The sequence below is a fragment of the Mesorhizobium sp. M0019 genome (assembly GCF_040323975.1).
Classification (GTDB): domain Bacteria; phylum Pseudomonadota; class Alphaproteobacteria; order Rhizobiales; family Rhizobiaceae; genus Mesorhizobium.
This window is the reverse complement of record NZ_JAMYVK010000060.1, coordinates 18,569-40,454: the sequence shown is the minus strand read 5'-3', so window position 1 is coordinate 40,454 and position 21,886 is coordinate 18,569. Positions and strand designations below refer to the sequence as shown.

The following is a 21,886-nucleotide window of genomic DNA, read 5'->3' as shown; positions in this document are numbered from 1 at the left end:
CTTCCTCCTTCCAAGGTTTGTCAACGCGGGCCGCCAATGCCAGCGGCAAACGTCGCGCTGCGGCCCGCATCGAAAAACCTTCAGGAAAGCAGACCTTCACTGGAACCGGCACGAATGACCCGATTGGGACGTAGAACGCAGCATCACGGTATAATCGGAACCTAAGGGCCAACCGGCTCAGTCGCGGCGTATAGTAGGGATCTCACGGTTCTCTCGAATGCGTTATCGCGCCCGCGTGTTCTACGGCGGCTCAAAGTGAATTCTGCGGGCCAATACAGGAAATTGTTAAAGGACTTGAGTGCAGATCGCCTCTCCAGCGCAGAAAAAAGCATTCCTCTTCGGTCTTATCCCCGATCAACATAGATTTCGTAGACACGTCGAGGGTTCGCTCCTGCTATACTTCTTCGCCACGAAAAGGGAGATCGCTTGGGCACCAGTGTTTCCAAACTTGGCAGCTTGAGACCTGGCTGCGTACATAGCCTCTGCTTTGGCCTTGTCCTTCGTGGTCAGCACAGTGCGCCAGTACGGCTTCTCGAAAACGCTAACGATGTACGTCGTCGCAGGCTTGTCGTTTATCGCCCGTCCAGCCAATTTGCTATGCGGCTAATGTAGATCCAAGCACAAAAGCTCGCCCATTCGTTCGCATGTTTCGCTTCGAATTGACTTGAGCGCATGTATTCGTCAGCCGGCCAGTCCACCATTTTCTCGCCGGTTAGGCCCGGCGGCCGAGCCCCCACGACGCGGGCCGCTGTGTCATAGTTCGCAACATGGAGGAAAGCGGTGCCCAGACCCCAACGCGCTGCCTGTGATAATCCAGAGGGCTATGACGGCCTTTTGGAAACCCGAATTGAAGTGGTAGAAGTCCACGGCGAGTGGTCGGTGCACGTAGTCGAGGAAGACGAAGAACGCATCTACGCATTCGTGCTGGAATCCTTCGCCCTAGCCTTCGCGGAGGGCCAGAGGATGCGCCTGAAACTCGCTGATATTGTGCGGCCTTAGCGCTGCGTTTGGGTGCCGTCCTTTGCCTCGCTGTAGGTGTTCTACCTACCCGACATCGGCGCCGCATGCGGCCGCTCGTAGTCGGCCGGCCTGCCGTTCAGCAGATTGATCGCCCGCTTTATATCTCCGTGCAGCCGGTCGATCACGTCCCAAGGCTCATGAAATGGCTTTAGCGCCAACTGTGCATCACGCAGTTCTACCGTCAAAAGCCAAGCCTGCCGCTCGATCTTGGCAAGATGGTACTCGGAAATCGTCCATGGCGGCGACGGTGCGGCATCCCGCAGAATAGGAATATATTCCGCATGCCGTCAAGGCACGTAGACTTCGTCCTGCCCTCAGCGCCTGCTCGCCGCGGGCATTTTGGGGGGAAGCATGAATCAAGTTATGTGCGTTTGTAGCCATCAGCGTTTTGTCGGGCTGCGCTACTCGCCCCTCCGACATCAAGCCCACGCTGGTTTCGTCCAGCGTATACGCGGGCAAGTCCTGCAGCCATTTGGAAGCCGAACTTTTCCGAACGAGTTCCGACCTGGTGCCGATAATGGCCGTACAACACAGGACGGCCCGCCATGACGTGGATGGCGTGTTTTGGCTTGGCTTGCCGGTTGGCAGCATGATGGACGACACAGACATCAAGGCAGGTGAAGCCAAGATCGGCGAGTTGAAGGGCAACATGGACGCGATCAACGCAGCCCGACGAAAGGGCGGCTGTGTTGCCGGCACTCTGTAAGCCGTTTCAACGTTAAAATTGTCGGCTTGCTTCCCGCCCCTCGCGACTGCGGAGTGGTCGTTTAATCGATTGACTCGCGTACTGCACCGGCAGTTAATCTCCCCGCCAGGGCAAAAGAGGGGCTATGAAACTGGGAGCAAACGATGACTGTCCAAAAAGAAGACTATCGAACCAACAGAGCCGACTACGCCATAGCTGCCATGCATAGCCGAGCGACCGCTGAGGGCGATTGTGACGATTTGGTGGCGAGGAAAAAGTCCCTGTGGGTAACAGATCGGCGATCTGCAAAATTGGCTGCAAGCCCGTCCGAAAGCTCGCCAGAACCCAAGGCAAAAGCGCGCGGTAAGTGAATCGTGCCAGCCACTTTCTTACCGCCGCGTACTTCGTTCGCATGGTTCGATCACATTAGATTTATCTAATATACTGACCAGCCAGTCGAGCATTCCCGAAGGCTCGCTGGTCAGGCCCAGCGGCCTCCCCCCTAACCCAAGCTGCTGGGCCGCCCGCTAAGGAAGTGCGTGTATCGCTGATGCGGTCGTTGGTGACCCGCCTCCGTACCGCGGCCGTGATCGCAACCACGTCACCGATGCCAATACCCCGGATCGGTACCGCTCAAACGAATGGCAATTTTCTGTCTGGATGCGTTTAGTATCCATTCTCGGGAGACCTACGCATGGGTGTCGCGTGGGAGACAAGTGACTCCCCTTTAAAGGCATCGAGATGCTACGAGCGCTGAAAAGTCAGTTCCTTAGACCTAAAGATCGGGCGATTTGCCAGCGGGTTGTCGCCCAGATAACCGCCGACGCTAAATGGTACAGCACTTCGATAGACGGTCAGATTCTGGCCTCGACCACGCTGAATCTCTTTCAATCAGGGGTCGTAAACGAAACGAATTTGCTGGCACATGTTCGCGCGCGGCGCCACGACTTCACTAAACTGACAGGCTAGCTCCACCCGGGCGGAAACAGCGCGTTTCAGCAAATCGTGAAATGACCTGCATCCATGGAAGCCGGCTGGCGGCACGGCGAGGTGATGCGGTCGCTCCGTCGCCTGATCGCAGTCGACAACATGACGCAAGGAAAATGCCAAGGTCGAAGCGCAGCTCGCCATCGCGCCCGCGCGATGATGCGTGCCGGCCGGCCTTGACGATCGCCAGACCGGCGCCAGACGGCGGCGCACTGGCGCTCGGCGGCGTCATCGTGGTGAATTTGAGACGCTGATTCAGCTGCTCCCCGCAAGCTGATTTGCGATCGAGACAACTTTACCGGCTCGCGAAACGGACCCTCAACATGCTGCCTCTAGGTTAGTCCCACCTAAATGAAGGGGGCTTCCATGCGGGTGACCGAACGATTTTGGCGTTCAGGACGCGGCAACCTCGCCGTGGTGTTTGCGTTGGTCTTGCCGGTCGTGCTTTTGGGCGTCGGAGTGGCGATAGACTTTGCGCGCGTGAGCCGAACTGCCCAACAGTTGCAGGAGGGAGCCGACTCCACGGCCCTTCAGTTGGCGGTGGCAAGCGCGAACAGCAGCGATATGACGTCGGAACAGCGTCAGGAGAACGTTGATACTTTCGCCAGCCCCACCTTTGTGGCCACGCGAAGTCCCTATAGTGGTGACGCCCACCAGACGGTTGGATCAACCAATCCCACAATCGTGACGGTCGTATTGCACCAACCGCAGGAATTGGCCTTCTCGGCAATCCTTGGCGTCGATAAACTTGATATTAGCCGAAGCGCAACCGCGATTGCCTATCCGCGATACCCAGTCTGTCTTCTCGTGTTAGATCGGTCCGCCTCGAACGCATGGTCGAATTCGGGGTCTTCGTCGATAAATGGCCAGAAATGCGTTGCGCAGGTGAATTCAAGATCGGGGACTGCGCTAGCCACGAATGGCTCATCGTCCATCAGGACATTGGTGACGTCAGTCGTCGGCCCCTCCGGGCCGTCTGCCGGCTTCAACCCTCAACCGCTTTTCAATCAGAAAGAGCTGGCAGATCCCATTATCTCTCGACTGGTCTGGCCAACAGACAATGTCTGCACCTACAATAACCTGGTGATCAAAAACGCCACCGCAAATCTCGTTCCCGGCACTTTTTGTGGAGGGCTGATTCTATCGGTCGGAGCGGTGGTCAATCTTGCCGCGGGAACGTATGTTATCAGGACGGGAGGGCTTTCGCTCTCCTCCGGCGCGGTTCTCGATGCCGCTGACGGTACCACCATCGTTCTACTCGACGATCAGGCCACCATCACAATGCAGGCCGGCGCCAAGCTACGCCTGACGGCGCCGACCAGCGGCCCGTGGATGGGGATCGCGCTAGCTCAAAAACCCCAAGGCGTGGAGAGAACCTCCACGCTCATTGGCGGTGGCGATACAGATCTAGGCGGTATAGTCTATCTGCCGTCACAAAAGCTTTTTCTTACAGGTGGCGGTGCATTGTCGACCGACATTAAGCCTCGCATCTTTGTGGTCAACCGCATCGAGATGAACGGCAATGGCTCAATTTATCTTGCTGGCGCAAGTGACTTATTGACAACGAATTCTGCAACGAGACTGATGAATTGAACTTGGCTGTAGCCAGCGCAGTGTTGTGAGACAGACTGCATTTGAGGTTCGCTTGCTTCCGTGTTGGACTGAGAGCCGATATCGAAGGCAACGCTTGGCCTCTCGTGACAACGAATTAAATCAATCAGCGGATTGTATCGGTTACTTGATTGACCCGCAGCGAAGCGGCTCGTCATTATTTTCCGGGACGCTCCGGATCGTCGCCGAAGCCAAGCAGCGAGGCATGGCGTATATATTTGTGCTCGCCGCGGAGGTGCTTGATCCGCAGCTTCACGCCTGGCTCCACCCACTGCGTCGCCGGTCGCTTCTTGATGCCGCCCAGGCGGGCCGGCATGTTCCTTGACCCGCTTCCACAGCCGTTCCTTCATGTCGCGGCCCAGACTGATGAACGCCGAACCGACATACTTCCCGGTGCCTGGCTCGGCCAGTAAGGCGAATGCCGCCTTGCCGGGCTCACGCTCGACGCCCAGCAGTTCGTATTCCTGGACCGTGAAGCTCTTCGTCTTCAGCCAATTCGATGATTCGATGTCGGGCCACTTCAATACGGGCTGTCGGCGCGCTTGGAGACAATCCCTTCTAGCCCCGCATTGTCGGCGAGATAGAAGATGGCTTTGGGTAGCCTGAGCTTACGCTGCTTGCATGGGGAGCGTTCGTCCCGCGACGCGGCATGCGCCTTTATCGGTTATGCCGGCAGGCCGGCTATCCGCATGGCGTCGGTGACGTCATCGACGATATCAGGTGCAAGTCCCACTGCGGCAGACCAGCGGCCGATGGTGAAGTGCGGGTCGAGCGACAAAAGCCGCGTGGCCGATACTTTGGCCTCGTCGAGCCGCCCGAGCCTGGCCAGCGGTGCGGCCAGCCATCCGTGCAGCATGCTGAATCCGGGGTTCAGTTCTACCGCGCGCCGGCCGGCCGCGATCGCCTGCTCGTGCCGGCCGGACAGGAAGTTGCCGAATCCGATCATGCCTTGCGGCACGCAGCTCATGGCGTCGAGGGGGTTCAGCCGTAACGCTTGCTCGCCCCAGGCGATCGCCCGGGCAGCGTCGCCGCCATACGCTACCGGCACGCAGCCGAAGGCAAAGATGAAGGCGCAGGAGGCGCTGAGCGCCAGCGCCTCTGCAAACGCCTCGTCGGCCAGTCTGCGATCGTGCTCCACGATGCCGATGGTGAACCCGGCCAGAGCGAGCGCCGTGGCGTCGCCCGAGCCGTGCTCGATCGCTGCATGGGCATGGCGGATCGATCTTTCCTGATTGTCCGGTTTCATGCCGCCGCGCACGAATAGTGACTGATGCGCCCAGGCGGCAAAGCCATGGGCAAGGGCGTAAGTCGGCTCGATGGCTAAAGACTGCTCCAGCAGCGGCAGGCCCTTGGCTGCACCCTGCGGCATGAAGGTGTAGACATCGGGCAGCGCCCGAAGCAGAAGATCGTAGGCGTCGAGACTGTCGGGGCGCTTGCGTCGGACGCGTTCGATCTCGGCCCGGCGCAGATTGGGCTCTATTGCCGCGACCACGCTGATGGTGATCTCGTCCTGCAGCGCGAACACATCGGTCAGTTCGCGGTCGTAGCGTTCGGCCCACAGATGGCTGCCGTTCTCCGCATCGATGAGCTGGCCGGTGATGCGCACGCGACTTCCCACCTTGCGCACGCTGCCTTCCAGCACGTAGCGCACGCCGAGCTCGTGTCCGATCTGCTTCACATCCATCGCGCGGCCCTTGTAGGTGAAGGAGGAATTTCGCGCGATGACGAACAGCCACCTTATGCGCGACAGACCGGTGATGATGTCCTCGACCATGCCGTCGGCAAAATAGTCCTGATCCGGATCGCCGCTCAGGTTCACGAAGGGAAGCACGGCGATGGAAGGACGGGCGGGAATGCCCAGGCCAGGCTTCGGTTGCTCCACCGGTGCCGTAGCCTCGGCCTCCTCGCGCACGGTGCCGACGAAGCGAAGGCCCCTGCGCAGGATGGTGCGGATGAGGCGCTGCTCCTCGCCACTGTCGTGCAGCGCATTGCGCGCTGCGTTGATGCGGCTGGCGAGCGTGGCGTCCGAGACGATGCGGCCCTGCCAGACCGCATCGATCAAATCGTCCTTGCTGACCACCCGCTCGCGATTGCGGATCAGATATTGCAGCAGGTCGAACACCTGCGGCTCGATGGAAATCAGGTCGTTGCCGCGACGCAGTTCGCGCCGATCGCCGTCCAGGGCAAAATCCTCGAAGAGATACGGCAACTTGCTGGCTCCAGATCGCGCGGGAAATAGCGACTCTCAACACTGTAGCCGCGTCGTGGGCGCAAAATCAAAGCGATCTGAATGCAAAATCAAGGCGGCCCGAATGTCGCCTCAAAGCGCGTCCGTCGGCCCTGCCGCATAGTCCTCCTGCAACCAACGCAAACAACACTTTGCAAAGGAGAACTCAAATGTCGAACACTGCCGCAAAGTCCGTCGTCCTCGTACATGGCGGCTTCGTCGATGGCTCCGGCTGGGACGGGGTCTACCAGATCCTCAAGAAAGACGGCTATGACGTGACCATCGTCCAGAACCCGACGACCTCGCTCGCCCATGATGTCACTGTCACCAGGCGCGCCATCGCCGCCGCTCCCGGCAACGTCATCCTGGTCGGCCACTCTTATGGCGGCGTCGTGGTGTCGGAAGCCGGCACCGATCCGAAGGTGGCAGGTGTCGTCTATATCGCAGCCTTCGCACCGGATGCAGGCGAGTCGGTTTCGACCCTGATCGCCAACCCGCCGCCCGGAGCGTCGGTGCCGCCGATCCTGCCGCCCGTCGACGGCTTCCTGATGCTCGACAAGGCCAAGTTCGCCGCTTCGTTCGCCGCCGATGTCCGTCCCTCGCTCGCCTCCTTCATGGCCGATTCGCAGGTGCCGTGGGGTGTGGCGGCGCTCGAAGGCAAGGTCAGCGCTCCGGCCTGGAAGGTGAAGCCCAGCTGGTACCTCGTTGCCACCGACGACAAGATGATCCCGCCGCCGGCGCAGCGCAACATGGCGAACCGGGCAGGGGCGACGACGGTGGAGGTTGTCGGCAGCCACGCTGTCTATGTCTCCAACCCCGCAGCTGTCGCCAAACTCATCGAACAGGCGGCCACCAGCGTCGTCAAGAACTGAACCCGCATCCACTTCATGGACAGCCTGGGCGCCTGGTGGCGCCCAGGCTTTTTTGCTTCCAGGACTATCCGTCTGCACACGCTTCCGAACTCATCACAGGCGCCGACGAAGTGCTGGTCGCCATCGGAGCCACCAATGGTGGACGGGTGAACGCACGGATCGCGCATCGCTTTCAGGATGCTGCGGAAATGGAGGCGGAGAGCGCGTCCTCGCTGTAAGTCGTCACTCGGGCAGCCAAGATTCCGATTGTCTGTCACGCTCCAGGTACAGGTGCATCGATTTCAATCAGTTGGGCGTCCTTGAGATCGGCCCACAGGGCCGGAGGAATATCCTCGCGCAGGTAGCCCAGATTCTGCTTCAATTCCTCGGCTGAGCGCGCGCCCGGGATGACGCTCGCGACCAGCGGATGGCCGAGCGGAAACTGAAGGGCCGCGGCCGGCAGCGACACACGATAGCGGGCGCAGATCGCCTCGATGCGGCGAACGCGCTCAAGCACCGGCCCCAGCGCCGGCCTGGTGTTGAATGTCGCGCCCTTGACTGCGCCCGTGGCCAGGATGCCCGAATTGTAGGGCCCGCCGATGATGATCCTAGTGCCGCGCTGCTCGCACAGTGGCAGCAAGGTCGCCAGCGGTTCCTGCTCGAGCAGCGTATAGCGGCCGGCGAGCAGGAAATAGTCGAACTCCCCCGCCACGACAAAGTCGGACAGCATCTGCCATTGGTTGATGCCCACGCCGACAGCCTTGATGACGCCTTGCGAACGCAGTTCGTCGAGCGCCGGATAGGCGCCGTCCATGGCTTCCCGGAAGCGGCTTCTGGCATAGGGGTCCTCGCCGGGGCCGAAATGAATGGCCTCGTCCGGATCATGGATCGAGACCATGTCGACATAGTCGGTGTCGAGGCGCTTCAGCGTTGCTTCGAGCGAGCGCATCACCGCATCGCGCGAATAGTCGAACTCGGCACGGAATGAGCCGGGCTGGTCCCACAGCGCTGGCTGCAGGTCCTCGGGCGGGATCGGGACGAGGTCGTAACCGATCTTCGACGAGATGACGATGTCGGCGCGCGGCAGCGACTTGACCGCCAGCCCAAGCCGGGTCTCGCTGACGCCAAAACCATAGACAGGTGCTGTGTCGAAATAGCGGATGCCGTTGTCATAGGCCGCGTGCACCGTCTTGACCGCCGCGTCGGTGTCGACAGCTCGGTACATGTTGCCCAGCCCGGTGCCGCCGAGCCCGATCGTGGTCACCTTCAGACCGCCCTTGCTGACAGCCCTGAATTCAATTTCAGCCATTTTCTCTTCCTGTGATCCTGTCCGTCGTGCCGATCAAGCGGCGGCCTTCCCGCATCGTCTTGCGATCGCAAAAAGCCCGTCGTGAAACCGGTGTCGAAAAAGCATTGACACAAAAGTTGTCATATAACAATGTAACCAGACGACAAATGTGGGCGAGCCCGCAAAACGAAGAGGGAGGAACCAAGTGGACGACGAAACGAAAAATCAGATGGAGATGGTGAATGCCGCCATCAGCCGGCGAAGTGCTTTCGCACTGGCCGGGAAACTCGGTCTCGGTGCCGCCGGCCTGGCCAGCGGACTGGCAGGTGCGGGTCTCGCCGGTGGCATCAGCGCGGCAAACGCGGCGGATTCGTCGGCCGGCCTGCCGAAGAAGCCTTACAAGTTCCACTTCGTCTGCCATGTGACGCTGGACCAGTTCTTCACACCGACGGTCTATGGCATCCAGGACGCCTGCGCCGCCTTCGGGTGCAGCTACCAGTGGACGGGTTCGCAGAAGAACGTCGTCTCCGAAATGGTCAGCGCCATGCAGACCGCGATTGCGCAGAAGTCGGACGGTATCGCCGTCTGCCTGGTCGATCCGACGGCCTTCGACGCCGCCACCGACATGGCCGCGCAGGCCGGCATTCCAGTCGTCGCCTTCAACGCCGACGTGCCGGTCGGCAGCCCCAACAAGCGGCTGTCCTATGTCGGCCAGCCGCTCTATCAGTCGGGTTACAACTCGGCGCTGAAATGGCTGAAGCTGATCCCCACGGGCGGTCACGTCATGCTGTCGATCGGCGTTCCCGGCTCGCTCAACACGCAGCCGCGTCTTGACGGCTACATCCAGGCGATCAAGGACAGCGGCAGCGGCGTCACCTACGATGTCGTCAACACCGGCCCGGATCCGGCAACGGAAATCTCGCGCGTCGAGAGCTACTATCTCAGCCACAAGGACGTGAAGGGCATGTTCGGCACCGGCGGTTCCGACACCTATGCCTGCGGTTTCATCTCCAACAAATACGGCCTAGTGAAAGCCGGCGGCGCCGTGGCCGGCTTCGACCTGTTCCCGCAGACGCTGGACTTCATCAAGTCGGGCGACGTCAACTTCACCACCGACCAGCAGGCCTATCTGCAGGGTTTCCTGCCAGTCCAGCAGATGTATCTCTACAAGCTGTCGGGCGGCCTCGTCGGTCCGGCCAACAGCGACACCAGCCAGGCCTATGTGACCAAGGACAATGTCGACGCCTATGTCGGCAAGTCGCGCTTCGAGGGTCGCAGCGACGTCGAGCCAACCTGACACTGTCCAGCAGGCGAAAACCCCTGCCCTCGCCGCGTCGACTTCACATGACGTAGCGAGGGCACCGCCGGCTGCCGCAAGGCAGTCGTCGCGCTTTTTGCCGACCCACCTTTGCGCCTAGAATTCGAAATCAGGAAGACAAGAGTGCTGCCAATCGAAACCGCAAAAGCCGGGAAGAACGTCGTTGGCGTCAAGGTCCCGCATACGATGACGGAAAGGCTGCTCATCCTGCTTTCCCGCTATCGCGAGGCAAGCATCGCCGTCGTCGCCATCGTGCTGGTCATCTATTTCCAGGTCGGCAGCGATGGCGGATTCCTGTCGCCGCAATTCATGAGCGTCGTGCTGCGCGACACCGGCCGGCTCGGCCTGATCGCCGCCGCCGAGGTCATGCTGATGATCACCGGCGAGATCGATCTTTCGCTGAGCGCGATCTTCTCGATCGCGCCCTATGTCATGGCGCTGATGTCGGTCACCTGGGGCGTGCCGCTGGCCGTCGGCGCCGTCGTCGGCGTTTTGATCGGGGTGCTGGTCGGCGCCATCAACGGCATCATCACCGTGCGTTTCCACGTGCCGTCGCTGATCACCACCGTCGGCATGCTGTTCTTCCTGCAAGGCATCGTCGTCTCGGTCTACAATAGCCAGCCAATCGTGGCGCCAGTCGAACAGCCCTTCAACGCCATCTTTGGACAAAGCCTCTACCAGCCGTCGGATGGCCTGTTGTCCTGGCACGGCGTGACGGCCTTCACACCCTTCCTGTGGACGGTGCTGATCGTGCTGGCGCTGGCGCTGGCGCTGAACCGCACCACCTTCGGCCTGCACACGATCGCCACCGGCAGCAACATCATCGGCGCCCGCGAGATCGGCGTGCGCACCGACCGGATGAAGATCTACAATTTCATGATCGCCGGCGGCTGCGCGGCGTTCGCCGGCATCATCAACACTGCCCAGTTCACGTCAGCCGACCCGCAGGCCGGCAGCCCGTTTCTCACCTTGCAGGCGATCGCGGCCGCGGTCATCGGCGGCACCTCGCTGCTGGGCGGCTCCGGTACCGTCATCGGCGCGCTGATCGGTGCGTTCGTGGTCGCGTCGCTCAACAACGGCCTGGTGATGATCGGCGCCCAAGCCACCGTTTCCGACATTTATCTCGGCGCCGCCATCATCGCGGCGATGATCCTGAGCATCCAGGTCGATCGGCTGCGCACAAGGAGGCGCCTATGAACACGCAGCGCATTCCGCCGCTCGCGCCCGATGCACCGGTCGTTCTGGAAATGTCCAACATCTCCAAGAGCTTCGGCGCCGTCACCGCGCTGGTCGATGTCTCGATCAAGCTGCGCCAGGGCGAGGTTCTGGCGCTGGTCGGCGATAATGGCGCGGGCAAATCGACGCTGATCAAGATCCTGTCCGGTTTTCACCAGCCCGACACCGGAACGATCGTCTCGCAAGGCAAGGAGGTTCATTTCGCCTCGCCGCGCGATGCGCGCGCCCAAGGCATTGAGACCGTCTATCAGGACCTCGCGCTGATCGGCGACCTCAGCGTCTTCCATAACATGTTCCTGGGTCGCGAATACCACAAGCGCATCCTGGGCATGAACCTTCTGGACAACAGGAGAATGCGCGAGCAGGCGCAGGTCTACCTGGACACGCTGGGCATCTCGATTCCCAGCGTCAACAGCACGGTCGACCTTCTGTCAGGCGGACAGCGCCAGTGTATCGCCGTCGCCCGCTCGATCTATTCGTCGCCCAAGATCCTGGTCCTCGACGAACCGCTGGCAGCACTCGGCGTGCGCGAGAGCGCGCATGTCCTAGGGCTGATCCAGAACCTGCGCCAGCAGCGCCAGGTGTCGGTGATCCTTATCGTCCATAATTACAACCAGATCTTCGAAGTCTGCGACCGCATCAACTTCCTGCATTCGGGCGAGGTCGCGCTGGACGCGTCCACGGCCGACACCAGCGAGGAGGAATTGATCCGCATCGTCAAGTCGGGCCTTGGCCGCAAGGCGATCGACGCCGCCGCGGCCAAAGTCCGGCCAGGCATCGTATGACCCTTCCGCCCCCGGACGCCACAGCCACAAGAACCTTTGCCGGCCCGACCATCCAACCCGATCTGCCGGCCCCATACACGGAGTACTCGTTTTGACGTTTTCACCCACTGAACTGACCAGATCCCTTGGCCGCGGGCTGCTTTCCTTTCCGCTGACCTTTTTCGATGATGACGGCGGCTTCAACGAAGACGGCTATCGTGCCCATGTCGCCAGCCAGGGCGCTGCCGGCGCGAGCGGGCTTTTTGCCGCCGGCGGAACCGGCGAGTTCTTCTCGCTGACGTTGGAAGAGTACAAGCGCGTCGTGCGGGCGGCTTCGGACGAGGTGCCCGATACCATGCCGCTGCTGGCCGGCGTCGGCTACGGCACCCATATGGCGGTGGAGTTCGCCAAGGCCGCCGAGGCCAATGGCGCCGACGGCTTGCTGGTGCTGCCGCCCTATCTGGTCAAGTCCGAGCAGGACGGCCTGCGCCGGCATCTGACCGCTATCTGCCGTTCGGTCGGCATCGGCGTGATCGCCTATAACAGGGACAATGCGGTGCTGACGCCCGAGACCCTCGAGCGCGTGGCACAGGACTGCCCGAACCTGATCGGGCTCAAGGACGGCGTCGGCGACATCGAGCTTCTCACCGCGCTGCGCTATCGCATGGATGATCGCCTGATCTTCATCGGCGGCATGCCGACGGCCGAAGTCCATGCCAGTGCCGCCGCGGCAATAGGCATGACGACCTATTCGTCGGCGATCTACAATTTCGCACCCGAGATCGCGCTGCGTTTCTTCAATGCGCTGCACGCCGGGCGCACGGCCGAGGTCGGCGATCTCATCCGCTCGTTCTTCCTGCCCTACCTCGCCATCCGCAACCGGCGCGCCGGCTATGCCGTGTCGATCGTCAAGGCCGGCGCGCGTATTGCCGGGATCGACTGCGGCCCGGTCCGGTCGCCGTTGCTCGACCTGACGGCGGATGAGCAACGGCAGCTCGCTGATCTCATGCAGTCCTGCAACATGCCTGTCGGGGAGTTGGTGTGAGGATCGGATGGGGAACGGATCGAAGATTGGGTTTGACGGCTTGCTACGATCTGGCGTGACCATCGACCATACGGCGATAGCGTTCCCGACCGGCTTCGAGATGCTCGCGCAAGGTGAAGCGGGCGGCTTCGACATTCTGCCGCTCGATCGCCTGATAGATACGGCGGTGCTCCATCTGGACCTGCTCCAGATAATGACGCCGCTGCTCCGGCGTTTCGTCCCGCGGGCGGATCGACTGGCGCGGAATGACGACGGGTCCGAGAAAATGCATGAAGCGCTCGAAATAGGGATTGCCGGTGGCCGATGCGATCGCCCGGTGAAAGGCAAAGTCCGGCTCGATCGCGCTCTCGCCGGCCGCGATCGACGCATCGATCGCGTCGAGACAGTCGCGCATGCGGGCAAGGTCGTCGTCGCCGCGCTTCTCAGCGGCGATGCCGGCGGCTTCCTGCTCGACAGCAAGCCGAAGCTGCAGCACGTTCTGGACTTCGGTCAGCGAATGAAGCTCGTCGGAGACGATGCGAAATGTGGTGTTGGCCTGATGGTCGGCGACGAACACGCCGGAGCCCTGGCGGCTGACGACAAGGCCCTCCGATCGAAGAGAAGCCATGGCTTCGCGGATCACCGTGCGGCTGACGCCGAACTGCGTGATCAGTTCCTGCTCGGTCGGCAGTTTCTCGCCACTCGTCATATGGCCGGCGCGTATTTCGCGCGCAAACCAGTCGGCAACCTGTGCCGTGCGGCTGATCTGCGGGGGAAGGCCAAAGGAACGTTTCATCGCCACCAAGCAATAAACGAACCGCTGTCCTTGGCAACCCTTTATTTATACGGTGATATGATGACATTTGCGGCGCGCCCGCCGCGACCAGTCTTCGTTCGCCTTGCCAGCTCCGCGCGAACATGTCCGCGGTATCAGCGAAAGGACAGGGTGTGATGATCCCCGAAAAACCGGTGCTGTTGACCGGAGCCTCCGGCACGATCGGGCGCCTGCTCTCAGCCAGGCTGGCGGCGCTGGGCTGGACCTTACGGCTCACCGATGTCGTGCCGTTGCCGATCCCGCTGCCGCCAAACGCAAGCTTCACCATCGCCGATCTCGAGGACCAGCAGGCGGTGAACGATCTCGCCGAAGGCTGCGGGCTGATCCTGCATTTTGGGGGCATCTCCACGGAGCAATCCTTCGAAACCGTGCTTGGCCCCAATCTGCGCGGCAGTTTTCATATCTATGAGGCGGCGCGCGGCCAGAAGGCGCGAGTGGTTTTTCCGTCCTCCGTGCACGCAGTCGGCCTGTACGAGCGGACGGAGATTCTCGACCAGGACTGCCTGTTGCGCCCGGACGGCTATTACGGCCTGTCGAAGGCCTATGGCGAGATGCTGGCGCGCCTCTACTTCGACAAGCATGCGGTGGAAAGCGTGCTGATCCGCATCGGCTCGGTGCTGCCTGAGGTTCCGGACGAACGGATCCTGTCGACCTGGATATCGCACGATGACTTTGTCCGCCTGATCGAACGCTGCGCCAAGGCGGAGCGGGTCGATTGCTCCGTCATCTGGGGCCAGTCCAACAACAGCCGCGGCTTCTGGCGGCACGATGCCAGGGACAAGATCGGCTGGAAACCGCTGGACAGTTCCGACGGCCAGGCAGAGCGCGTCCGCGGCAAGGTGACGGACAACCCGGTGGTCGAGCGATACCAGGGTGGCAAGTTCATCGTCGTTGACTACAGCCGCACCGACTTTCCACCACGTTCGATGTTCCCGGACGACTAGACCGTCACCGCAGACAACTGGCCCCGCCCGGCGATCAAATCCGCAGCCTTCTCGGCGATCATGATGACGGCGGCGTTGGTGTTTGAGGACACGATGCGCGGCATGACCGAACTGTCGCAGACGCGCAGGCCTTGAAGTCCGCGCACGCGAAGCTCGGGATCGACGACACTCTGCGCATCGCCGCCCATCCGGCACGAGCCGACCGGGTGGTAGGCGCTGCGCCCGTGTTCGCGGGCGAAGGCTTCTATTGCTGCGCGTCCCTGCATGGCCGCGCCCGGCAGATGTTCGCGGCTGATGTATTTCGAAAAAGCCGGTTGAGACAGGATTTCGCGGCTGATCTCGATGCCGTCGATGGCGCGCTCGAGATCGTAGCGCTCGGCGAAGGGGTTGGGATCGATGACCGGCGCATCGCGCAGGTCCGCCGATTTGAGCGTGACGCTGCCGCGCGAGCGGGGCCGGACGTGGTACGAATTGAGCGTGCAGCCATTGCCGCCGGGCACCGAGCCGATGCCTTCCTCGACGCCGGCGCCAGGCAGGAAATGGAACTGAATGTCGGGTGTCTTCTCCGTGCGGTCGCCCCACCAGAAACCGCCGGCTTCGACGATGTTGGAGGCCACCGGCCCCTTGCCGAACAGCGCATATTCCAAGCCGGCGACGGCCTGCCAGCGCTTCTTCTTGTAGCGGTCGATTCCATGCGGCCCGCTGAGTTCGGCGACGACGTCGACATCCATGTGGTCATGCAGGTTCTGGCCAACGCCAGGCAGATCGTGGATCACCTTGATACCGTGCGTGCCAAGATGCGCGGCCGGGCCGATGCCCGACAGCATCAGCAGTTTGGGCGAGCCGATGGCGCCGGCGGTGACGATCACCTCGCGCTCGGCGCGCAGGAGCTCGGAGCGGCCGTTGACGATGATCTCGACACCGATGGCGCGTCCGTTCTCGATGACGACGCGGCTGACCGTGGCATCGGTGCGCAGCGTCAGGTTCTTGCGGTTCATCGCGGGCTTGAGGTATGCGACGGCCGTGCTGCTGCGGCGGCCGTTGCGCGTCGTCGTCTGGTAAAACCCCGCCCCTTCCTGCTGACCGGCGTTGAAGTCGGCCCGGAACGGAAGACCGGCCTGCTGCGCCGCCCTGACGAAGACCCGTGTCAGCGGATGCGGCGCGCCACTGGAAACGCCGAGCGGCCCTTGGGTGCCGTGATGCGGGCCGGCAAAAGTGTCGTTGCCTTCGGAGCGCTGGAAATACGGCAGCACGTCGGCATAGCTCCAGCCGGCGCAACCGTCCTCAGTCGCCCAGTCGTCATAGTCTTGCGGGCAGCCGCGCGTGAACACCTGCGCGTTGATCGATGAGCCGCCACCGAGAACGCGTGCTTGCGGATAGACCATGGCACGGCCGTCGATCGCCTTGCCGGGCGCCGTCTCGTAACCCCAGATCAGTAGCCCCGACGTCATCTTGAAGAAGCCGACCGGCAGATGGATGTAGCGATGCGTGTCGGGCGGTCCGGCCTCAAGCAGGACGACCGACAGGTCGGGATTCTCGCTGAGCCTGGCGGCAAGGATGCAACCGGCCGAGCCGCCGCCGACGATGACATAATCCGGCATTGTCCCTCCCATGCCACAACCTTCGCCCGTTCCTCGTGCGCGTGACGATCTCAAGTCGCTTGTGTCGCGTCAAGAGAAGGGGTATGGTTATCGTGTTGAAGGGTTGTCGTACAAGTAGAGGAGCTTGACAACCCCTCGATCGGAGGCCCGGCCGCGTCCCCGCGCATGCAGCCGGGCGGGAAACAGATTTCAATCGGGAGGTTTGATAATGAAGGACAGGAAGAGTTTGACGCTTTCCGGCACAGTCAGTCGCCGGACATTGATGCTGGGCGCCACGGCCGGAGTGGCCGCACTTGCCATGCCACGGGTCCTGCGCGCGCAGGAAAAGCCGACGCTGGTGACGTCGATCCGCTCGCTATCCAACCCCTACCATGCGGTGTGGAAAACCGGCGCCGAGGCCTATGCCAAATGGGCCGGGCTCGAGCATGTCACGCTGGTTTCGGAAGGCAACAGCGAGAAGGGCATCGCCGACATCAAGGCCATGCTTGCCAAGACCGGCGGCAACATGGTGCTCAATTCCGACCCCAACGATACGCCGGATGCGCGCCCCATCGTCGAGGCCTGCGCCAAGGCTGGCGCCTATGTGGTGACGCAATGGAACAAGCCGCCGGATCTGCACCCCAAGGACTTCAACCCGAACTACGTCTCCCACATCGAGTTCGACGGCATCTCGAGCGGCAAGATCATCGCCGAGATTCTGTTCAAGACGATCGGCGGCAAGGGTGGCATCGTCGCGCTCGGCGGCCTGATCTCGACCACGGCGGCGATCGAACGCAAGAAGGGCCTCGACGCGGCACTCGCCGCCAATCCCGACATCAAGTTGCTCGACTTCCAGGTCGCCAACTGGAAATCGACCGAAGCCTTCGACCTGATGGGCAATCTCCTCACCCGCTTCGGCGACGACATCAAGGGCATCTGGGCCGCCAATGACGACATGGGCTCCGGCGCACTCGAAGCGCTGCGCGCCGAGAACCTTGCCGGCAAAGTGCCGATCGTCGGCGTCGACGGCATCAAAACGGCGGTCGACGCGGTGCGCACGGGCGAATTTGCCTGCACTGTCACCTCGGATCCGTTCTGGCAGGGCGGCATGGGACTGGCCATCGGCTACAACGCCAAGATCGGCAAGTTCGATCCGGTCAAGGAGCCACCGGAGCACCGCGAATTCTACGGCAAGGCGGTGCTGATCTCGCACGACAATGTCGAGGAGTATTACAAGACCAACGTCGATGCGAAGCCCGAGATCGACTGGAACGACCTGTGGGGTCGGGTGACCGGAGCCATCCGTACCTGACCGCCCGAGCGGGCTGCTGACTCCCTGGCGGCCCGCTCCCTTTATGGTCGTCGTGCATTGCATCGGCATCGGCGACTGTTATCAGCAAACGGGAAGCGGTTTCTTGACAATCGATACAGAACCCCTGAAGTCCGTTTCGGACATCGAGCGGACGACGCTTATGACACTGATCCCCGGCCGCATCGCCGGCCTGTTCGGCGGCAGGCGCTGGCGCAGCCTGGCGCCGCTGGCGGTGCTGATCGTGCTCTGCGTGCTGATCGCCATTGCCAATCCCAATTTCATCGAATTGCGCAACCTCGTGCGCGTCGCCAATTCGGCCGCCGTGCCGCTAACGCTGGCCATGGGGCTGACCTTCATCATCCTGATGGGCAGCATCGACCTGTCGGTCGAGGGCACGGTGTCGGTGGCGGCGATGGTGGTCGTGCTGCTCGCCGCCAATGACGGCAACGGCAACGATTATGGCTGGTGGGCGGTGCTGGCCGCGGTCGTCGCCGGTACCGCCATGGGTTTCGTCAGCGGTCTCGTTCAGACCATGCTGCGCATCCCCTCCTTCATGGCGACGCTTGGCATGTGGTTCATCGGCCTTGGCCTGTCGGTCTATATGCTCGGCGGGTCGGCGATCCGCCTCAACGACGCCTCGATCCGCGATCTGGCGCTGACCCGTTTCCTTGGGCTGCCGCTGGCGGTGTGGGTCGCCACCGGAGCGTTCCTGCTCGCCGCCGTCATCCAGTATCACACCAAGCTCGGGCGCCACATCCTGGCGATCGGCGGTGACGAGGACGTGACCAAGCTCTCCGGTGTCAACGTGGTGCGCGTGCGCATCACGGCCTTCGCGCTGGCTGGCTTCTTCTTCGGCATAGCCGGCGTGCTTGCCGCGGCTCAACTCGGCCAGTCGCACGCCGTCATCGGCGACGGCAGGCTGTTTGCCGCGGTCACCGCCGTCGTCGTCGGCGGCACGGCCTTGACCGGCGGCGAGGGCGGCGTCGTCAACACGCTGATCGGCGTGCTGATCGTCACCGTGCTCGCCAACGGCATGATCCTGCTCGGCATCTCGCCCTACATCCAGCAGACGGTGCAGGGCCTGATGATCATCGCCGCGGTGGCGCTGTCGCTCGACCGCGTCCGTCTCAGAATAGTCAAATGACCGCCATGCTGAGCGCATCCGGCATCATCAAGAACTTTCCCGGCGTCCAGGCCTTGCGCGACGTCTCGATCGAGGTCCGGCCAAACGAAGTGGTCGGGCTGATCGGCGAAAACGGCGCCGGCAAGTCGACGCTGATGCGGGTGCTGGCCGGCAGCTACCGGCCGGATGGCGGCTGGCTCACCCTCGACGGCGAGCAGCTCCGCATGCGCAGTCCGCGCGATGCGGCCCGGCATGGCATCGGCATGGTGTTCCAGGAACAGTCGTTGGTGCTCAACCTGACGGTCGCCGAAAACATCTATCTCGGCGAGGAAGATCGTTTCACCCGCTTCGGCATCGTCAATTGGCGCGCCATGAACGCGGCGGCGCGCCGACAGCTGGCCAAGATCGGCATCGACATCGACGTCACAGCGCGCACCTCCGAGCTCACTTTCGCCGCACGTCAGATGGTCGAGCTGGCCAAGGCGCTGACGCTGGAGGAAATGGTCGAGCGGCCATTGCTCATCCTGCTCGACGAGCCGACCTCGGTGCTCAACGCCGCCGACATCGAAGTGCTGTTCGCCCGGGTTCGTTCGCTCAAATCCCGCGCCAGCTTCGTCTTCGTCTCGCACCGTCTCGACGAGGTGCTAGCGATCTCCGACCGCGTCTACACGATGAAGGATGGCGCCGTGGTTGCCGAACACCGTGCCGCCGAGGTCACCGCGCCGGACCTGCACGAGATCATGGTCGGCCGCGGGCTGCAGGCCGAATACTACCGCGAGGCCCGCCAGCACGCGCCGCGCGAGGAGACAATGGTCGAAACCAGGGGGCTCGGCGTCGCCGGCGCCTATCATGGCGTCGACCTCAGGATCAGGGCCGGCGAGATCGTCGGCATCGCCGGCGTCGTCGGTTCCGGCCGCGAGGAAGTCACACGCACGGTCGGCGGCTTCCTTCAGCATAGCGAAGGTGAAATGAAAATCGCCGGCGACGCCGTGCACTTCGCCTCGCCCGAGCCGGCGGTGCGCACGGGCATCGGCTATGTACCGCGCGAGCGGCGGCTCGAAGGCCTGGTGATGTTCCTGTCGATCGCCGAAAACATCTCGCTCGCCGACCTGTCGAGCGTCATGCGTCATGGCGCGATCGACTACGGCAAGGAGCGCCGCCTCGCCGCCGACTGGATCAAGCGGCTGCGCATCAAGGCGCCCGGCCCTGATGCCGCCTGCCGCAAGCTCAGCGGCGGCAATCAGCAGAAGGTGGTGCTGGCGCGCTGGATGACGGCGGGCTCGCGCATCCTCGTGCTCGACCATCCGACGCGCGGCCTCGACGTCGGCGCCAAGGAGGAGGTCTATGAGCTGATCCGCGATCTTTCCGGACAGGGCGTGGCGATCCTGCTGATTTCCGACACGCTGGAGGAAACCATCGGCCTGTCGCACCAGGTGCTGGTGATGCGCGACGGCGAGATCACCGCGCGTTTCGACGCCAGCCCGGGCAACAAGCCGAACCAGGTCGAACTGTTGCGGGCAATGGTGTGAGAGACTGAGGCAGGCCGATGAATGAAGCTTTTTCGCTGAGGCGCATCTTCGAAGGCAAGTGGACGCAAGGCGCAATTCCGCTGGTCCTGCTTGTCGCTCTGCTTTTGATCATCGAGATCGCGGCGCCCGGCTTTCTGACCGGCGAGACCGTGGCGCTTTTGTTCGCCAACACCGCCGTGCTGTTCATCCTGGCGACCGGCGTCACCTTCGCCATCCTGCTCGGCGGCATCGACCTGTCGATCCAGGCGGTCGCCTCGCTGGGCAGCGTGATCCTGGCGCAGTTGCTGCCTTCGCTCGGCCTCGCAGCCTTTCCGGTGGCGATCCTGTCCGGGCTCGCCTTCGGCATGTTGAGCGGCATCGTCCATGTCAAGCTGCGCGTCCCGTCCTTCGTGGCGACGCTCGCCACCGGCGGCGTGGTGACCGGCATTGCGCTCTGGGTTTCCGACGGCCGCGCCATCACCATCGAGGAAGCGGGGCGCGAAAACACCGCCTGGATCAACGCCACGGTCGCCGGCCTGCCGGTGGTGGTGCTGATTTCGGCGGTCATCGGCATCGCCAGCTTTCTCGCGCTGCGCTACACGCGCTTTGGCCGCCAGGCGATCGCCGTCGGCGCCGGCGAGCCTGCCGCATGGGCGGCGGGCATCAATGTCGACCGCACCAAGATCATCGCCTTCGCCGCCTCCGGCATGCTGGCCGCTGTCGCCGGCGTGGTATTGGCGGCGCGGCTATCGAGCGGCTCGCCGGTTCTCGCCAACCAGCTGCTGCTGCCGGCCGTTGCCGCCGTCATCGTCGGCGGCACCGCCATCACCGGCGGGCTGGGCGGTGTGGCGCGCACGGCGGTCGGCGCGCTGATCATCTCGATCGTGCGCATCGGCATGACCTTCGTCGGCGTCAACATTTTCCTGGAAAACATGGTGTTCGGCGCAGTGCTCATCGCCGCTGTCGCCATCACCATCGACCGCAGCAAGATCGCGGTCATCAAGTGACAGATCGCTCCGCACCGCCTCCCAAGCAAGCGCGGACCGGACGGGACCGCATCGGCACCAAGCCGATGCGGTCCCGTCTAAGAAGGTCACTGCATCGTGTCGAGACCGATCAACTCGATCTTGTAGCCATCCGGGTCCTCGACGAAAGCAATGTGGGTGGTGCCATGCAGCATCGGCCCGGGCTTGCGCGGAATCTTGGCGCCGCGCTTTTCGAGCTCGGCGCAGACGGCGTAGATGTCATTGACGCCGAGCGCCAGATGGCCGAAGCCGGTGCCGATCTCGTAGGGTTTCTCGTGGCCCCAGTTCAGCGTCAGCTCGACGACCGCCTCCTTGTCCTCCGGACCATAGCCGACGAAGGCGTTGGTAAACTTGCCGCCCGGATAGTCGTCCCGGCGCAGCAAGGTCATGCCGAGCACTTCGGTGTAGAAGGCAATCGACCTGTCGAGGTCGAGCACCCTGATCATGGTATGCATGTAGCGGAAGCGGCCTGGGGCGTCGCTCATGGGGAAAGTCCTCCGAATTCGGTGATTTGCTGGTCTGACCATCCACATCAAACGGCTGGTTGG

Annotated in this window: 20 protein-coding genes; 13 read left to right on the top strand and 7 right to left on the bottom strand. The window is 62.6% G+C overall.

The annotated features are described in order from the left end of the window. Positions 1 to 780: 780 nt before the first annotated feature. On the top strand, positions 781 to 999 hold the full coding sequence (locus tag NKK47_RS30215) for a hypothetical protein (protein WP_352579351.1): 219 nt from the start codon (positions 781 to 783) through the stop codon (positions 997 to 999). A gap of 41 nt (positions 1,000 to 1,040) precedes the next feature. Here the strand turns inward: NKK47_RS30215 and NKK47_RS30210 are convergent, their stop codons facing one another. Continuing rightward, a complete protein-coding gene (locus NKK47_RS30210; RefSeq protein ID WP_352579350.1) occupies positions 1,041 to 1,205 on the bottom strand; it encodes a hypothetical protein in 165 nt (54 codons plus the stop codon). Between the two features lie 332 nt (positions 1,206 to 1,537). Between NKK47_RS30210 and NKK47_RS30205 the strand changes: the two genes are divergently transcribed. Beyond that, positions 1,538 to 1,726, top strand: a complete 189-nt coding sequence (locus NKK47_RS30205) for a hypothetical protein (protein ID WP_352579349.1) — start codon at positions 1,538 to 1,540, stop codon at positions 1,724 to 1,726. Between the two features lie 1,332 nt (positions 1,727 to 3,058). Then, positions 3,059 to 4,285 carry a pilus assembly protein TadG-related protein gene (locus NKK47_RS30200; RefSeq protein WP_352579348.1) on the top strand — a complete coding sequence of 409 codons (1,227 nt, stop codon included), beginning with the start codon at positions 3,059 to 3,061 and terminating at the stop codon, positions 4,283 to 4,285. A gap of 175 nt (positions 4,286 to 4,460) precedes the next feature. Here NKK47_RS30200 and NKK47_RS30195 read toward each other — a convergent pair whose 3' ends face one another. Together NKK47_RS30195 and NKK47_RS30190 are read right to left on the bottom strand one after the other, a co-directional pair. Next, a complete protein-coding gene (locus NKK47_RS30195) occupies positions 4,461 to 4,619 on the bottom strand; it encodes a hypothetical protein (RefSeq protein WP_352579347.1) in 159 nt (52 codons plus the stop codon). A gap of 348 nt (positions 4,620 to 4,967) precedes the next feature. Continuing rightward, positions 4,968 to 6,512 (bottom strand): winged helix-turn-helix domain-containing protein, encoded by a 1,545-nt coding sequence (locus NKK47_RS30190; protein ID WP_352579346.1) that lies wholly within the window; start codon positions 6,510 to 6,512, stop codon positions 4,968 to 4,970. Between the two features lie 188 nt (positions 6,513 to 6,700). Here NKK47_RS30190 and NKK47_RS30185 point away from each other — a divergent pair, with 188 nt between their 5' ends. Beyond that, positions 6,701 to 7,402, top strand: a complete 702-nt coding sequence (locus tag NKK47_RS30185; protein ID WP_352579345.1) for an alpha/beta hydrolase — start codon at positions 6,701 to 6,703, stop codon at positions 7,400 to 7,402. Between the two features lie 253 nt (positions 7,403 to 7,655). Here the strand turns inward: NKK47_RS30185 and NKK47_RS30175 are convergent, their stop codons facing one another. Then, positions 7,656 to 8,690: an aldo/keto reductase gene (locus NKK47_RS30175; RefSeq protein ID WP_352579344.1), complete on the bottom strand. Its 1,035-nt coding sequence runs from the start codon at positions 8,688 to 8,690 to the stop codon at positions 7,656 to 7,658. Positions 8,691 to 8,874: 184 nt separating this feature from the next. Here NKK47_RS30175 and NKK47_RS30170 point away from each other — a divergent pair, with 184 nt between their 5' ends. From NKK47_RS30170 to kdgD, 4 genes are all read left to right on the top strand, one after another. Beyond that, positions 8,875 to 9,966, top strand: a complete 1,092-nt coding sequence (locus NKK47_RS30170) for a sugar ABC transporter substrate-binding protein (protein ID WP_352579343.1) — start codon at positions 8,875 to 8,877, stop codon at positions 9,964 to 9,966. Between the two features lie 144 nt (positions 9,967 to 10,110). Further along, a complete protein-coding gene (locus NKK47_RS30165; protein ID WP_352579342.1) occupies positions 10,111 to 11,184 on the top strand; it encodes an ABC transporter permease in 1,074 nt (357 codons plus the stop codon). Beyond that, on the top strand, positions 11,181 to 12,008 hold the full coding sequence (locus tag NKK47_RS30160) for an ATP-binding cassette domain-containing protein (RefSeq protein WP_352579341.1): 828 nt from the start codon (positions 11,181 to 11,183) through the stop codon (positions 12,006 to 12,008). Before NKK47_RS30165 ends, NKK47_RS30160 begins: the two co-directional genes overlap by 4 nt. 91 nt (positions 12,009 to 12,099) lie before the next feature. Further along, positions 12,100 to 13,032 carry a 5-dehydro-4-deoxyglucarate dehydratase gene (gene kdgD / locus NKK47_RS30155; protein WP_352579340.1) on the top strand — a complete coding sequence of 311 codons (933 nt, stop codon included), beginning with the start codon at positions 12,100 to 12,102 and terminating at the stop codon, positions 13,030 to 13,032. A gap of 43 nt (positions 13,033 to 13,075) precedes the next feature. Here the strand turns inward: kdgD and NKK47_RS30150 are convergent, their stop codons facing one another. Continuing rightward, on the bottom strand, positions 13,076 to 13,807 hold the full coding sequence (locus tag NKK47_RS30150) for a FadR/GntR family transcriptional regulator (RefSeq protein WP_352579339.1): 732 nt from the start codon (positions 13,805 to 13,807) through the stop codon (positions 13,076 to 13,078). 155 nt (positions 13,808 to 13,962) lie between these two features. On the opposite strand from NKK47_RS30150, the gene NKK47_RS30145 reads away from it, so the two are divergent. Next, positions 13,963 to 14,790: an NAD-dependent epimerase/dehydratase family protein gene (locus NKK47_RS30145; RefSeq protein WP_352579338.1), complete on the top strand. Its 828-nt coding sequence runs from the start codon at positions 13,963 to 13,965 to the stop codon at positions 14,788 to 14,790. Here the strand turns inward: NKK47_RS30145 and NKK47_RS30140 are convergent. Further along, the gene (locus NKK47_RS30140; protein ID WP_352579337.1) at positions 14,787 to 16,391 is read right to left on the bottom strand and encodes a GMC family oxidoreductase; all 1,605 of its coding nucleotides are present in this window, start codon (positions 16,389 to 16,391) and stop codon (positions 14,787 to 14,789) included. The genes NKK47_RS30145 and NKK47_RS30140 overlap by 4 nt on opposite strands. A 208-nt stretch (positions 16,392 to 16,599) precedes the next feature. Here NKK47_RS30140 and NKK47_RS30135 point away from each other — a divergent pair, with 208 nt between their 5' ends. The 4 genes from NKK47_RS30135 to NKK47_RS30120 all read left to right on the top strand — a co-directional run bounded on the left by NKK47_RS30135 (position 16,600) and on the right by NKK47_RS30120 (position 21,320). Beyond that, on the top strand, positions 16,600 to 17,682 hold the full coding sequence (locus NKK47_RS30135; protein ID WP_352579336.1) for a sugar ABC transporter substrate-binding protein: 1,083 nt from the start codon (positions 16,600 to 16,602) through the stop codon (positions 17,680 to 17,682). Positions 17,683 to 17,785: 103 nt separating this feature from the next. Further along, positions 17,786 to 18,826 (top strand): ABC transporter permease, encoded by a 1,041-nt coding sequence (locus NKK47_RS30130; protein WP_352579335.1) that lies wholly within the window; start codon positions 17,786 to 17,788, stop codon positions 18,824 to 18,826. A 5-nt stretch (positions 18,827 to 18,831) separates the two neighbouring features. Further along, positions 18,832 to 20,334 (top strand): sugar ABC transporter ATP-binding protein, encoded by a 1,503-nt coding sequence (locus NKK47_RS30125; RefSeq protein WP_352579354.1) that lies wholly within the window; start codon positions 18,832 to 18,834, stop codon positions 20,332 to 20,334. A gap of 17 nt (positions 20,335 to 20,351) precedes the next feature. Further along, positions 20,352 to 21,320, top strand: coding sequence for an ABC transporter permease (locus NKK47_RS30120; RefSeq protein WP_352579334.1), 969 nt, complete (start codon positions 20,352 to 20,354; stop codon positions 21,318 to 21,320). A gap of 86 nt (positions 21,321 to 21,406) precedes the next feature. On the opposite strand, the gene gloA is transcribed toward NKK47_RS30120, so the two are convergent. After that, on the bottom strand, positions 21,407 to 21,823 hold the full coding sequence (gene gloA, locus NKK47_RS30115) for a lactoylglutathione lyase (protein ID WP_352579333.1): 417 nt from the start codon (positions 21,821 to 21,823) through the stop codon (positions 21,407 to 21,409). Positions 21,824 to 21,886: the final 63 nt, after the last annotated feature.

Bases quoted from the DNA above. Each gene is read 5' to 3' on its own strand.
- NKK47_RS30205 (WP_352579349.1), top strand. From the start codon at position 1,538: ATGGCCGTACAACACAGGACGGCCCGCCATGACGTGGATGGCGTGTTT.
- NKK47_RS30200 (WP_352579348.1), top strand. From the start codon at position 3,059: ATGCGGGTGACCGAACGATTTTGGCGTTCAGGACGCGGCAACCTCGCC.
- NKK47_RS30195 (WP_352579347.1), bottom strand. From the start codon at position 4,619: ATGCCGGCCCGCCTGGGCGGCATCAAGAAGCGACCGGCGACGCAGTGG.
- NKK47_RS30185 (WP_352579345.1), top strand. From the start codon at position 6,701: ATGTCGAACACTGCCGCAAAGTCCGTCGTCCTCGTACATGGCGGCTTC.
- NKK47_RS30175 (WP_352579344.1), bottom strand. From the start codon at position 8,690: ATGGCTGAAATTGAATTCAGGGCTGTCAGCAAGGGCGGTCTGAAGGTG.
- NKK47_RS30160 (WP_352579341.1), top strand. From the start codon at position 11,181: ATGAACACGCAGCGCATTCCGCCGCTCGCGCCCGATGCACCGGTCGTT.
- NKK47_RS30150 (WP_352579339.1), bottom strand. From the start codon at position 13,807: ATGAAACGTTCCTTTGGCCTTCCCCCGCAGATCAGCCGCACGGCACAG.
- NKK47_RS30145 (WP_352579338.1), top strand. From the start codon at position 13,963: ATGATCCCCGAAAAACCGGTGCTGTTGACCGGAGCCTCCGGCACGATC.
- NKK47_RS30140 (WP_352579337.1), bottom strand. From the start codon at position 16,391: ATGCCGGATTATGTCATCGTCGGCGGCGGCTCGGCCGGTTGCATCCTT.
- NKK47_RS30135 (WP_352579336.1), top strand. From the start codon at position 16,600: ATGAAGGACAGGAAGAGTTTGACGCTTTCCGGCACAGTCAGTCGCCGG.
- NKK47_RS30125 (WP_352579354.1), top strand. From the start codon at position 18,832: ATGCTGAGCGCATCCGGCATCATCAAGAACTTTCCCGGCGTCCAGGCC.
- NKK47_RS30120 (WP_352579334.1), top strand. From the start codon at position 20,352: ATGAATGAAGCTTTTTCGCTGAGGCGCATCTTCGAAGGCAAGTGGACG.
- gloA (WP_352579333.1), bottom strand. From the start codon at position 21,823: ATGAGCGACGCCCCAGGCCGCTTCCGCTACATGCATACCATGATCAGG.